Source organism: Nitrobacter vulgaris (assembly GCF_031453995.1).
Taxonomy (GTDB): domain Bacteria; phylum Pseudomonadota; class Alphaproteobacteria; order Rhizobiales; family Xanthobacteraceae; genus Nitrobacter; species Nitrobacter vulgaris.
Genome location: NZ_JAVDPZ010000037.1, coordinates 1 through 12,671, shown reverse-complemented (window position 1 = coordinate 12,671; position 12,671 = coordinate 1). Strand labels below are relative to the sequence as shown.

The 12,671-nt window shown below is 63.8% G+C and carries 10 protein-coding genes; 5 read left to right on the top strand and 5 right to left on the bottom strand.

What is annotated here, in order from left to right; genetic code table 11:
* Positions 1–21 precede the first annotated feature (21 nt).
* Genes GGQ85_RS17405 through GGQ85_RS17385 form a run of 5 tightly spaced genes read right to left on the bottom strand, consistent with a single transcriptional unit; the run spans position 22 to position 7,727 of the window.
* Positions 22–906 (bottom strand): nucleotidyl transferase AbiEii/AbiGii toxin family protein, encoded by an 885-nt coding sequence (locus GGQ85_RS17405; RefSeq protein ID WP_309775592.1) that lies wholly within the window; start codon positions 904–906, stop codon positions 22–24.
* Positions 899–1,516, bottom strand: coding sequence for a type IV toxin-antitoxin system AbiEi family antitoxin domain-containing protein (locus GGQ85_RS17400; RefSeq protein WP_309775590.1), 618 nt, complete (start codon positions 1,514–1,516; stop codon positions 899–901). Before GGQ85_RS17400 ends, GGQ85_RS17405 begins: the two co-directional genes overlap by 8 nt.
* A gap of 45 nt (positions 1,517–1,561) precedes the next feature.
* Entirely contained in the window at positions 1,562–4,654 is a 3,093-nt protein-coding gene (locus tag GGQ85_RS17395) for a helicase-related protein (protein ID WP_309775589.1), read from the bottom strand.
* Positions 4,651–6,501, bottom strand: coding sequence for a phospholipase D family protein (locus GGQ85_RS17390; protein ID WP_309775588.1), 1,851 nt, complete (start codon positions 6,499–6,501; stop codon positions 4,651–4,653). Before GGQ85_RS17390 ends, GGQ85_RS17395 begins: the two co-directional genes overlap by 4 nt.
* Entirely contained in the window at positions 6,498–7,727 is a 1,230-nt protein-coding gene (locus GGQ85_RS17385; RefSeq protein WP_309775586.1) for a DUF6361 family protein, read from the bottom strand. The genes GGQ85_RS17390 and GGQ85_RS17385 overlap by 4 nt, the downstream gene beginning before the upstream one ends.
* A gap of 241 nt (positions 7,728–7,968) precedes the next feature.
* Here GGQ85_RS17385 and GGQ85_RS17380 point away from each other — a divergent pair, with 241 nt between their 5' ends.
* From GGQ85_RS17380 to GGQ85_RS17360, 5 genes are all read left to right on the top strand, one after another.
* Complete coding sequence (locus tag GGQ85_RS17380; RefSeq protein WP_309775585.1) at positions 7,969–8,562, top strand: DUF6088 family protein; 594 nt, start codon at positions 7,969–7,971, stop codon at positions 8,560–8,562.
* Positions 8,555–8,758 carry a hypothetical protein gene (locus tag GGQ85_RS17375; protein WP_309775584.1) on the top strand — a complete coding sequence of 68 codons (204 nt, stop codon included), beginning with the start codon at positions 8,555–8,557 and terminating at the stop codon, positions 8,756–8,758. The genes GGQ85_RS17380 and GGQ85_RS17375 overlap by 8 nt, the downstream gene beginning before the upstream one ends.
* A 101-nt stretch (positions 8,759–8,859) precedes the next feature.
* Positions 8,860–9,666: a restriction endonuclease gene (locus GGQ85_RS17370; protein ID WP_309775583.1), complete on the top strand. Its 807-nt coding sequence runs from the start codon at positions 8,860–8,862 to the stop codon at positions 9,664–9,666.
* Between the two features lie 15 nt (positions 9,667–9,681).
* On the top strand, positions 9,682–10,461 hold the full coding sequence (locus GGQ85_RS17365) for a Hachiman antiphage defense system protein HamA (RefSeq protein WP_309775582.1): 780 nt from the start codon (positions 9,682–9,684) through the stop codon (positions 10,459–10,461).
* Positions 10,445–12,671 (top strand): DEAD/DEAH box helicase (locus tag GGQ85_RS17360; RefSeq protein WP_309775581.1); only part of this gene is annotated, 2,227 nt, incomplete at its 3' end. The genes GGQ85_RS17365 and GGQ85_RS17360, both read left to right, overlap by 17 nt.

Below are 12,671 nucleotides of genomic sequence, written 5' to 3'. Positions count from 1 at the left end.
TCTCCAAAAGAGATATCTGAATTACAACTTTGAACCATTATTATTTGAAGCGCGCGCTTGTATAGCGTGCGGCATTAGAAACTCGGCCAAGCTGGTCACGATATCTTCCAAGCTTCCCGGATCGGCGGAAACGTCCCTGACAAAGGCGTTCCACTGTCGCTGTTTTTGTTCATCGTTGGCGAAAGCCGGCGTTAGTGCATCGGGCAAATCGACAGGAACCGCTGTCTCGCGCCGGGCAAACGTTGCAGCAATCGCGCGTGCGAGCCTGTCGCCGGCGAAATCGAATGACTTGCTGAGGATCCAGATGTCGTAGAAATCCTTCATGCGACTGTTCGCGCGCCCGAGCGCGACCATCGCCTGAAACTTCTCAGCAATAACAGTTTCGCGCGCGTAGGCACGCAGACGCGGTGCGGGAAACGCCAACATGGTGGGATAGTCGAGCATCTCCGCGCCGGGTTCCATCGCATCACCGAAGCCGATGTCGATCGTCAGATTGATCCTGGCGCCGCTGATCGAGGCGGTTGTCCGCAGCCTCAGCCCACCATATTCGAGCTCTTCGCGGATGCGATCGACGCGAAGGGCGCCGACGTCAAATTCCACACCATCATCATCGTTGAGCGCCAGGATGTCCCGAAATGTCGCGAGCATCGCCTCAGGTTCAGGGTCGCCAAACCCCAACAGATCGAGGTCACGCGTGCCGCGATATGGATCCTCAAACCAACTCATCATCAGCATCGCGCCTTTCAGAACAAAGCGGTCCGCATGCGGTGATTGGCTGAGCCGGAAGAGGAGTCGTTCGAGCGCAAAGCGCGTTAGGACAAGATCAAAGCTCTGACCGCTTGCCTTGGCGACCTGCAGGAGGCGGGCGCGCACCGAAGCGCCGATATTCTTGAGCTCCTTAGCCATTGGCGGTCAGCGCCTCGAGATAGGGTCGAATGACCGTCGCGATCGCTCCTCGCTCGGCTTGCCTGACGATTTCGCCAGGGGTTGTCTTGCGTTGTCGCAGCGCCTCCTGGAGGCCTTCAATCGCCACCGACAGGCCGATCTTGTTGCGATACCGGAAGCAGTCGGCGACCGTCTTGGCGACCCCAAAAACCTTTACGGGCACCCCTTCGACGGTGTGGGATTCGACACCTTCCGTAAGGAGGCGATCCGTGAAGCGCACGAGCCGAACTGGCGCCCCATCGCCCTTGGGAGCCCAATCCTTTTGGCCGATGGCGATCCACACCTGCCTTGGAAGCTGATCGGTAAGTTGATGGAACGCGAGGGCCGAGACGAGGCAGACCACACCCTTAGGCACCCGTTTTGCTGCCTCGGCCAGACTGTGATGAGCGTCGAGCGGCGCATCAGGGAGTTGGTAAAGCCCTCGCGCAAGTCGGAGCACCTCGCCATCCCGCTCCATGCGGCTCATAGTTGCCGCGGTCACTCCCGCGGTCCGCAGCTCGGCAAGACGCGCAATACCGCGCGCTTTCAGCACGGAGTGAGCAATGTGGCGCTGGGACGCGGTTTCGGGCACGATACGTAGGCTCGGAGTGTGGCATCTATTATCCGAGGATTTGTATCATCCCACTTCCTCCAAGGGAAGGGGGAACCGTGAGGCACCGCGACAATCCGGGGTGGCCGGTTCGGGCGCCTGACGTAGCCCCATAGCGGAGAGATCCAGCACAAGCGGGCTCAGCAGTACGCGGGTCGCCTCGCCGCCGCGCGCAAGAATCTCGATGAAGTCCTCCTGGTTGGGCTGGCCCAACGCCAGTCGGTAGATCATGCGCTGCTCGCGAAGTTGGGCGAAGCGGCTCATGTCCCGGCCAAATGGACGTTCGAAGACGTGGCGGCTGATCTCAGCATTCTCAAGCACCCACCAAGGTCGAAGGCCGCTCACATCAACAAGCTTCTCCGCCTGGCGCTGCAGGTGATGCCAAGCAGAGCCGCCCGACACAACCGCGTGTCCAAGAGCTTCTTCGCCCAACATATTCGAAAGTCGCCGCCTCACCGCCAGCCCGGCATAGCGCTGAACGCGACCTTCGCGCTGCTCAAGGTCGAGCGGGTTGGAGGACAAATCCCAATGCACGACATGCGAACACCAGGGATGAAAATCCAGACCTTCCTGTCCGACCGACGTCGTTGCCAGCACGTGCGGCCAGAACGGCGTATTGAAGCTCCGGCGGACTTCGTCCGGCCGCGCTGACGCGGATGGCGCGAGTGCTCCATTCACCTTGCCGGCCGGTTCCGCCTCTGCGTCGCCGAACGGAACAGCGACATGGGACCGTACCGGTATCTTGTGCGCTGGCCCGCCAACACTGTGAAAGCTGAAACTACCCGCCCGCAGGCCGAGCGAAGATTGCAAATCCTTGGCGAGGCTCGCCGCACCCTCTGGAAGATTTTGCGCGCGAAGCCAGAAATGCTCGTCGAGGACACTTTCGAAACCGCCGTCGACGACGGCGCCCATCACCTGATCGACCGCGTTCTTGCCCGGCAGGGACGACAGGATCACCGGATTGTCGAGATACGCGCGCAAGCCCTGCCAGCTCAATTGAACGAGTTCACCATAGCGCGCCGGATCAAGGACTGTTGGGTCATGCCGCAATAGCGCCCGGCCGAGCACCACGCCCGGCGCGCCGATGGCATAGTCGACGAGATCATCGAGTTCGGCCGGCGAGAGGCGCTCGATCGTCGGCGATTGTCGCCATTTAAGGACAGCGGACCGGGCGGCGCGATCCTCACCGACGGCGCTGCTCCAAGCAGCGGCAGACTGTTCCGACAGCCCGGCCGCCCGTTCTATCGCGGCCAAGGTCCGGCCGATGGATCGGTGCCGTCGACGGGCCTTCACCGTGTCCTTCTCGATGATCCCCTTGGGAAGTGCCGCGAGAATCTGCCGCCTCACGTGCTTGCGGATAGCACCGACCGTCTCTCCCGCCTTCGCGAGCGGATCCGTGTGCCTGATGAGCCACGGAGACGGATGAAAGGCGGCCATGACCGGTCCGGGAACGGCCGCCAGCTTGAAGCGCCGCCGCCGATAGGCTTTCTCGTAGCCGCCGCGCTGTCGGGGAAGGCATGACGCTTCGACGCCGAAACTCAGGAGCGCCGCCACGCTCGGCGGAGTTGCCCGAAACCGGCTGAACATCAGCAGTTTCGGGTCGGCGACTATACCCTTCCAGCCGCCGGCAAGCGGCCACCACGGTAGGGACGGCGCGACCCATGGCAGGGATAGAAGTTTCGCCGGCGCTGCGGCGCTGAGCGCCCTGAGTTTCGCGTCAGGCCACCTCGCTGGCGCATCAAGCTTGTTGCGGCGCTCCCGTGTCATCTTCGTGAGCTTTGGCGCGGCCTTGATGGTTGCGCGCTTCCAAGCCGCGTACCGAGGCCCCAGGGATTGGGCCGGCAGTGGGACTGACGACCAATAGGGCAGCGCTTCGTATCGCACGTCCTCAGGAAAGCTGTCCGCAAGATGCCGATAGATTTGAAAGTCCTCGGCTATCGGCTCCGCCGCGAGGAACTGCGTTCCAGCCAGGGGATCGCTCGAGGCGACGCTATCCCGCTCTGTCCGGGACATGACCGGTGTCAGCAGTGCGCGAAGAGCATCCCTGAGTCCGGCAGCCTCGTTGATCTCGATCTCCAGGCTGGGATCGGTAGCCTCCGCATGCACCGCGATGTCCCGCAACTTGTCGCCGAAATCAGAAAACAGTGTCTTTGCGCGGTCACGGACATCGCGGCCGGCGAGGAACTCGATCAACTCCAGTAACTCGGCGTGCGCGAGTGCGCCTTGGGCTTCCTCCCATCGCGTGCTGAGCAGCCGGTAGGGTGTCGCGCTGAGCAGCAGGATGGCTGGCCGAGCCACTGACCCGTGCGGCTCCAGCAGCGCCTTGAGGAGCGGGTCGGCGTCCTTTTCGTCCAATAGCTGCCTGTAACGCTGAAACTCATCCAGAATGACCAAATCGGGCGGCTGGTGACGTAGTGTCGCCAGCGCCAAGGCGCGACGAAGATGACCGACGAAGGTAGTCGGCTTGAGCGGCTTTATCTTTCGCTCCTCGTCACCGCGCAGGGCTTGCTCGAGCCTTTCGCGCACGGGCTCTCCAAATTCAGCCGCCAACGCCTCGCGAAACCTCCGAAGCAGATGCGGTGGCGCCGCGGCGAGCTTCCTCTCGGCATCCTCGACCAGCCAATCCCAGGAATCGCCAACGCTCAGGCGCAATATGGCCGGATCGAGATCGCGAGCGAACGCCGGGTAAGCCCGGTCCAGCAGCACCTTGAGAAATGCCCGCTCCTCTTTTCTTCCGCCGGTCAGGCGAGCACGCGCGCCGGGGAAGGAGGTCGCCGGCGTCAGCGCATAGATCAGAACCGGCTTATCGGGCCGCTTCGAGACCGCGATCAGGGAAAGTCGATCCGGCGTCGCAACAGCCGCCTTACGTTCCGGCTCGTCGAGGAAGCTGACGACGCGCCCCTTGTTCTGGTGGGAGACCGCATGGCCGTTGGCGATGTAATAGATAACGAGAGGCCGCTCGCCATCTTCCGACATACGGCGCGCGACTTCCTTCGCGACGATAGTCTTTCCCAGACCGACTTCATCGGCCACCAGAAAGCGCCGGCGCCCGCCTTGATTCGCAAAGGCCGACAGCGCCGCGTGGACGGCCGCTGCCTGGAACGGCTTGGGGGCGCTCACCGACGCTTCCCCTTGCGCTCTTCGCCGAGGCCGATCCGCAGCTTGCCCCACAGATCCTCGAAGCGCCGCAGCATCGCAGCGGTTTGCGGGTCTTCCTGGCCGGCCTGTTCCAGCACGGCCGGCAGGTATTCTGAAACGCGGCGTTCGATTTCGCGAAACTTGTTCTGATCGCGCGACCAGGCCGCGAGCATCTCCTCCAGCGTCGGCAGTGCGGGATCGAGCGCTGGATTTACACCGGGGGCTGCACGATCCTGTTGCTTCTCAATCGTCCAGTCATCCTCCCCATCGCGGCCGTCATCAGCCAACAGTCCTGCCAACCAGAGAAGAAAGCCCCTCGCTCCCAAAAATCGCACGAAGGCCGCACGATCACGCTCTTCGCCGAAAGGCGGGTCGGCAGGGGCGCGCTGCAGCCAGGAAAGCCCCTTCTCACCGCGGCTGACACGCAAGCGCACGAACTCGCTTCGTTCGGCAGGAAGCGTCGGCCCAAGCGCCACCGTCGTCTGTCGCCGCGGCCATGCTTTGAGTTCGCCGTGCAAGGCGCCGACTTCAAGCAGGATGTCGGCTTCCTCGGGATGCGGTCCATCGGGGTAGAGATCGGAACCATGGACGAGACGGACCTCATCCCCGTCGATGCTGAGCGTGCTCGCCCACCGCGCTGCGACCTGCGCCCGAGCTCGCTCGAGCGCTTCTTCTTCTAGCGCCGCCGCGTCGGGTTGATATTCGGTGTTCGGCGCCTCGACAATCCGCGCCGAGTCGAGCAACGCCTTCAGACCTTTCTCAAGAGCCTCGGTGACATGCAGCTCGGCTGTGACCTCGGCGTTGCGGCCCGTCCACGCCCGCATGGTGGCGTTGGCGCTTCCGAGCCATAAGGTCCGCTTCCGTCCCGCGCGAACGAACAGCAATTTGGCGTGGAGGCCTCGGCCGATCTCTTCCTCCTCGTCATTCGCAGTATCTGCCTCGGATGCCGAGACGGGGTGCGCCTGCTTCGGCTCCGGATCGCCGATGGGATAGTCCGGGGCATCCAGCGCCAGCAAATCGTCGAACGCGGAGAGCGACGGGCCGATCCGCTCGATCTCGCGCATGGTCGTTAGTAGCACGCGCTTTGCCCGCATCGGCCCCTTCGATACTTGTCCGGCCAGAAAGTTCTTGTCGATGAACGGGCTCACGACGACGATTTCATCGGCCTCCGCCGGCGGGACTGGGGCTTGCAGGCCTCCTGACCCGGCGGACCAGCGAATCTGCTCGACGCGCACGCCCGCGGGCGCGCGCCATGGGATCTTCGTAACCGCGGTCGCGAGGGAAGCAGGCCGGACTCCCTTCAGCTCGGCACGCTCGGCCAGCGCACGCGCCAGATCACCTGCCCCTGTGATCGGGCCTCCGCCATTTTCCCCTGAAACCAGCAGGAGCCCGATGTCGCGGTTGACGCACTCGGTGAGATTTCGGCTTCCAATCCAGAGCCGCCAGCCGGTCTCGCCGCTTTCGCTCCGTGTTCGTATCAGCGCTGCCTTGGGATGCCAACTATGGGTCGCTTCGTCGAAATCGACTTCCCGCACGAACTGGTCTAGCACCGCCGCGATCCGCGGCGTTCGCCGCATCTTCGCAAGTCGGCCGCGCTGGATGATGATCCGGACCTTCTCGCGCAAACGCTCAACGGCATCGGCGAAATCGGAGGGGCTGCCTCGCCCTGCCTCATTGTCCTTGCCGGCGAGGGCGAGCAAAGCTGCGCCGATCGATCCAAGGTCTGCCGAATAAGACGCCAGCAGCGCCATTTCGACCTTCTCGTCAGGGCCGGGACGCAGGCCTTCCAGAAATGAAAGAGCTGGCCAACTGTCGACCGCGCCGCTCATTCGGCACCCGCCAGATCATCGAGAAGCGTACTGACCTGCCGCCACCGGTAATGCAGGGGTCCGGCCAAGCCATGTTCATCGCTCGACCACTCGAGTCGTCGTGCCCGCCCATTGGGGGTCGGCGCAAGCCGCGCGCGCGGTCCCTTGCGCGCCTCGGCTGCGGTGTAGACGTCGGAAAGCGCGACAGGATTTCCCGATCTCGCAGCAATCCAGTCCCTCGTCGCCGTCACCACAGCAAGTAATTTCGCCGGCAGAGGCCCAATGTCCACTTCGAGCGCCGCTATATCGAGCCCGGCTGCGATCGGACCCTGCTCCATGAGGATAACCTCGAGATGCTCGCGGTGACGGGTCGAGATTTGCCGCTTGTCATCGATCTCGACGATCCGCTCCAGCAGCGCGTCGTAGACGGCGCGGCCGATGCCTGCGAGACTAGCTGCCTGCCGCGCGCGGATGAGCGGGCCATGATCGGCGCCGGCGATGGCGTATGTTTCGTTGGCCCACATCTCGGCAGGAGCCGCAGCCTCGGTTCTGACCAGCCTCGCCAGCAGCGACAGTTCACGGCCACCATTGCCACGTAACTGCGCTAGGCGCTCGCGCAGGAACCCGGCCTCCGCCTTCTTCAGACGAAGCGAGATGTCTCCGCTCTGCCAATTCTTCGGACGATCGGGAAGTCGCACGAAAGGCGGCTCGAAGCTCAGGAGAGGCTGACCATCGTCGTCGGTGGGCGAGCCGACGGTCTTCAGTAAACGATGCGCCTGTCCGCGAGAAATCGTCCGACTGTCGAGTCGCGGACGCAAGATCCCCCAAACCGCAAGCGCGTTCCAATAGACGGTGGACGGCGGTTGACTTGAGGGATTTGGAAAGACACGGCCGCCGATCACCTGGGCTTCGCCTGCGTCTTTCAGCCGTCCTGCGAGCAATCTCTCGCGTTCTCGCAAAGCGCGCTGCGCAGCCGGTCCGATTATGCCCGCGAGATCCTCGAACAACCAAGGTACGAACAACGCGTAACGCGCGCGGGTATGCAAGACCGACGTACCGGGAAAGAAGTGGTCGGCGTATCGCTGGTGAATCGTCAGGAAGCCGATCTCGTCGCGCACGCCCATGGACTCTTCGTCCATCTGGGCCTTGGCACGGGCAAGCGCCTCGCGCGAGAGATAGGTCCAGCCAAGCGAAGGCTCGATCAGCGGTGCGCGTCTGGTTCGCGATCGTTTCGCAACCTGTCGCAACGCTCAACGCCGTAGCGAGGACAGTGGCGTCGTGGTCGACTTGTCGCCGAAAGGTACGGCATCCGCGGACTCGATGTCGGCAAGCCGCAAATTACAGATCTCAACTTTTTTGAACCTCACCGAGTCCCCCCATTCAACCGCCCCATCAGCACAACCAGCTCGGGCGCGCTTGCATGTCAGAAAAACGTATCTTATTTTCTGACACATGCAAACCCGGGCGCTATCCGTTCCTGATCGAGTGATGAGCCGAGTTCGCGCAAGTGGACGCGGCAGCGTCTTCACACCCGGTGACTTCCTCTCCGTCGCCGCTCGCCCTGCCGTTGATCAAGCACTCTCGCGACTGGTTAAGGGTGGCCAGCTTCGGCGGCTCGCGCGTGGGCTGTACGACTTCCCGAAGGTTCATCCGAAGCTGGGGGCTCTCTCGCCTGCTACCGACGATGTCGCACACGCGCTCGCGCGGGAGACCGGCTCACAGGTGCAGATTTCCGGCGCCCGGGCAGCAAATGCGCTCGGCCTTTCGATGCAGGTGCCTGCTCAAAGCACTTACCTGACTGATGGTCCCCCGCGACGTGTCGTGCTGGGCAAGCGCGTCGTCGATCTTCGCCACGCTTCGCCCAAGCATTTGATCGCGCCGGGAAGCCCCGCCGGAACGGTCGTTCAGGCCCTTCGCCATGTCGGCCCCGGGGGTGCCGCTGACGTCGTGCAGGTCGCCGCGCGGCAGCTGTCGACTAACGATAAGAAGACACTAGCTTCCACGGCCTTTCAGGCGCCCGCATGGATGAGGCCAACACTTGTTTTGATCGCCAACGCGGCGGCTGCCGACAGCGATGGATAAGGTCGCCTTACTTCCGGCCGCTGTTCGCGCCGTTTTTGTCGCTGACCGGAGCTGGACGCGGCTTCACCGCTACATCCTTGAAAAGGACTTGTGGGTTTACTGTGCTTTGGCACCGATGATGTTCGACGAGACACCGGCTTCGTTTAACGACATCCTCGCGAAAATTGCCGCGCTCGAAGAAATGATCAACAGCTAACTCAAGGCTGTCTGCTGGGGAGGAAGGATATCAGTTCGATTCGATCAATAGACCTGCGCCTCATTGATGACCTCGTCGACTTCGTCCGGGGTCCCGGCTTCGTGCTGGATTTCTCCGATCCCAGCTTCTCGGACTTTTTCGCCTCAGAGCTCAAGGTCAACATCGACGATCCGAAATACGCCGCGAACGGCGGCTCAAAGGGCAAGCGCCTGCGCTATTTCTTGCAGACCTGCGACGATGCGACGGCCGTCCGCGCCCTGATGGCGCTATGGGAGCATCGCTGCGAATATCTCGCCCGCTCCGGCGGCGCCGACCCTGTCGCCAATGCCGAGGCGCGCTATCAAGGATTGATCAACCGCCTCTCTGGCGGTGCGGCGCCCCAACGCCCCGAGGCGAGCTCGCAGCCTGCCTCCGTCGATCGACAGGCGATCACGAAGATCAAGGCGGACCTGCTTCAAGTCACCGCGCTCGCGCCCCATGCGCGCGGCTACGCCTTTGAAGACTTTCTCAAAGGCCTGTTCGACGCCTTCGGCCTTGCCGCCCAGGAGCCCTTTCGCCTGCGTGGCGAGCAGATCGACGGCAGCTTCCAGCTCGGAAGCGAGATCTATCTCCTCGAGGCCAAATGGCACGGCCAACCGATCGGTGTTGCCGAGCTGCACACCTTCCACGGCAAGATCGAGCAGAAGGCGGCATGGACCCGCGGCCTGTTCGTCAGCAATAGCGGCTTCACCGAGGATGGCCTTGCCGCCTTCGGGCGCGGCAAGCGCGTCATCTGCATGGATGGGCTCGATCTCTACGAGATGCTCGACCGTGAAATTTCGCTCACGCATGTTCTCGAACGCAAGGTCCGTCGCGCCGCTGAAACCGGTTCGCCGTTCCTCCGCGTCCGCGACCTCTTTCCTCAATGATCGGGAGGAACGAGCGTGGCGCAATTCAATGACTGGTGCGTGGCGGTCGACGGGCCCGTGGGCACCCACCATCGCCGCGTGATGACCGGACAAGCCGCGAACCTCGCCACCGGCATCCAGGCGACCGCCGCCATCGTTCCCACGCACTATGCGTCGGAAGAACAAGTAGCGCGCGCACTCGCCCGGCTCGGCAAGCCCGCGGCTGCGGCGCTGATCGAGGGCAAGCTGCCGACGACCAAGCAAATCCGGTCGGGCGATCTTGGCGAGATTTACGCGACCGAATGGATCGACGCGCATAGCGGCGGCTACCGTGCGCCGATCAAGCGCCTACGATGGAAGGACCATCGCAACATGGCGATGCGCGGCGACGACGTGATCGGCATCCTCCAGGACGCCCAGTCGCAGCGCCTGCATTTCCTTAAGACCGAGGCTAAGAGCCGCGCAGCGCTCACCGCCCAGGTTCTGACCGAGGCCCGTGCCGGCCTCGACAAGGACGGCGGGCTGCCCTCAGCGCACGCCCTGTCCTTCATCTCCGCCCGCTTGCTCGAACTCGACAATCTGCCGCTGGCCGATGCGATCGACGACGCCTTGCTCAAGCACGGCATCCCGCCGCAGAACGTCAAGCATCTGCTTTTCACATTCTCCGGCAACGCACCCGACGCGCTGCTGACCGCCTCCCTGCAAGCCTATCCCGGCCCCATCAACCAATGGGGCATCGGGCTGCGCGTGGAAGGCCATGCCGCCTTCATCGGCGCCGTCTATGATCGAGTGATCGCCGATGTCCACAACCCCTGAAGCGATTGCGGCCGACATCGCGGAAGCGGCGACCGCCGGCTTCAGGGGCCGGCTAATCGCGCGCGGCCAGGCCCGCGCGATCATCTGGCGCGATGGCGCCCTCCCGCCCGACGCGCCGGCCTTCGCCTCCCAGCTCAGCTACGATCTCCATTCCTATGCCTATGCGTTGCTGGGCCTTGGCCTGCGCCTTCGCGAGCTCGGCGGCGACGCGGCGCAGTCGCGAACCGCCTTCGAGCAGGCGGCGACCGCGCTCGAGGCCGTCATGGCCAAAGGCGACCGCCAGGAGAGCGATCGCGACTTCCATTTCGTCATGGCGGCCGCAGCTTACCATCTCGCCCATCTCTCGGCGCGCGCCTATTCGCTCCTCGCCATTGCCGAGACCGAAGAGAACTTTTCGCCTGTCGAGCGGGCCTTGGCGCAGTTGATGCGCCGCAGTTTCGGCGCCCTGCGCTCCAGTGTCCTCGACTATCGCGCGTCCGGCCAGGGCAGCGACGCAAGGATCGCCGCGGGCATCCAGGCCAAACTCGATCAGGCCGAAGCCGCCGCCGCCGCGCCTGAGGACGGCAACGATTTCCTGTTCGACGGCCTCGATATAGCGCTCACTGACGCCTTCATGGCCGCCATGTCGCTTTTCCTGCTCGCTCTGGAACGCGGCGAGCGGCCGTTGGTCGACCAGGCGCTGGAACGGCTTCGTACCAGCCTCGCGATTTGCAGCGAGATGAACATGCTGCCGCAATGGTGGGCGCATCGCGTCGCGATCCACCTCCTCTCGGATCTCTGGTCAAGCACCTTTCACGAGAGAGTTCCGCTTCAGCCGGCCGGTGGGGCTGCAGCCGACTGGTTGCCGCTGCGCGAGCTGTTCATTGCGCTGCTGCAGCGTCGCCCGAAAGCGGAGATCGACCTTTGGCCGTCGCAGACCGAGGCGGCCGCTCGGGCCGCCGACCAGTCCGACGACCTGGTGGTGTCGCTTCCGACAAGCGCCGGCAAGACCCGTATCGCCGAACTCTGCATCCTTCGCTGCCTCGCCGGCGGCAAGCGGGTGGTCTTCGTCACCCCGCTGCGCGCGCTGTCGGCACAGACCGAAACCACGTTGCAGCGAACCTTCGGCCCACTCGGCAAGACCATCTCGGCCCTATATGGCAGCATCGGTGTCAGCGGCTTCGACGAGGACGCGATCCGCGAGCGCAACATAGTGGTTGCGACGCCCGAGAAGCTCGACTTTGCCCTGCGCAATGACCCCTCGCTGCTCGACGATGTCGGCCTGCTGGTCTTCGACGAAGGCCATATGATCGGCCCCAACGAGCGCGAAGTCCGTTACGAGGTGCAGATCCAGCGGCTTCTTCGCCGCCCGGACGCGCAAGAGCGTCGGATCGTCTGTCTTTCGGCGATCCTGCCCGATGGCGACCAGCTCGACGACTTTGCCGCCTGGCTGCGCCGCGATCATCCGGGAGCGCTGATCAAGAACGACTGGCGACCGACCCGGCTGCGCTTCGGCGAAGTGGTGTGGACGTCGCCCACGGCGCGGCTCAACCTGCGGGTCGGCGACGAGCGACCCTGGGTTCAGCGCTTCCTAACCGGCACGGCCCCGCCGACCTGGACCCCACCGAAGCGTCGCCGCACGCGACTCTTCCCCGACAACCAGCGCGAACTCTGCCTCGCAACGGCCTGGCGGCTCGTGGATGATGGTCAGACGGTTCTGATCTTCTGCCCCGAGCGGCGCGGCGTCGAGCCGTTCGCCGATGTTATTGTCGATTTGCATGAACGCGGCGCCCTGCGTTCACTGCTTGAAGCCGACCCCAACCGTCTAAACACAGCGATCGCACTCGGCGAGGAATGGCTGGGCGCCGATAGTGCCATCTTGAAGTGCCTGCGCCTCGGCGTCGCGCTTCACCACGGGGCGCTGCCCACGGCCTATAGGAAGGAGGTCGAACACCTGCTGCGAGAGAATGTTCTCAAGGTCACGATCTCATCGCCGACCTTGGCGCAAGGCCTCAATCTTTCGGCCACTGCCGTCGTCATGTTTTCGCTTCACCGGGCTGGCGAGCGCATCGAGATCAGCGAGTTCAAGAACGTCATCGGTCGTGCCGGCCGCGCCTATGTCGATGTCGAGGGCATCTGTCAACGGCGGAGCAAAACCAAGCCACGGAGGCGGAGTAAAAGCAGGCCAGTCTGGGCGCGGCAGAGGCCGCTCGCGAAGCGCGCTTTTCCCT